Raw genomic sequence first — 661 nt, 5'->3', positions numbered from 1 at the left:
GTCTGGCCGGCGATCAGGGTCGGGTTGGCGACCACGATGGTTGCCGTCGGGCGCACGCCGTCGATGTCATAGGCGTTCGAGCTGGTGGTGCCAGAGCCGCTGTTGCCGGCAACGTCGGTCACGCCAGTGTTGTCCAGAACAATGTGATTGTTGCCCTGGGTGATGCCTGCCGCCGGCGTCAGGGTCGCGGTATAGGTAATGCTATTACTGGTGCTTAAGCCGCTCAGGGTGCCGTTGTCAACGGTCAGGTTGGTCAAGGAGAAACCGGCCACCGCCTCACTGAAGGTGATGGTCACCACGGACGAGCCGCCGATGCCCAGATGGTCGTTCGACACCACGACGGTGGCGGTCGGGCGCTGGGTGTCGATGGCGTAATTGTTCGAATCGGTGGTGCCGGTGCCGACATTGCCCGAAACGGCCGCCCGGACCCCGCTGTTGTCCAGGGTGATGTGGTTGGCGGCGTTGGCGACGTTAGTGGTCGGCGTGAACGTCGCCGTCCAGGTGACGCCACCGTCGCTGCTGCTCACGGCACTCAGGGTGCCATTTGCGATAGTCAGGTCGGCATTGTCGAAATCGGTCACCGCCTCGCTGAAGGTGATGGTGACCAGCGCGGTGTCGCCGATTTTCATCGCCGGGTGCGCCACGATGATGGTCGCCGTGG

1 protein-coding gene is annotated in these 661 nt (G+C 63.7%); it reads right to left on the bottom strand.

From position 1 onward, the window contains the following. Nucleotides 1-661: Ig-like domain-containing protein (locus QZH66_RS17810; protein ID WP_305807143.1), on the bottom strand; the 661-nt coding region annotated here is incomplete at both ends.

This window comes from Stenotrophomonas sp. YIM B06876, from assembly GCF_030711595.1.
Lineage (GTDB): Bacteria > Pseudomonadota > Gammaproteobacteria > Xanthomonadales > Xanthomonadaceae > Stenotrophomonas.
The sequence above is the reverse complement of the archived record's forward strand: the minus strand, read 5'-3'. Positions and strand labels throughout refer to the sequence as shown.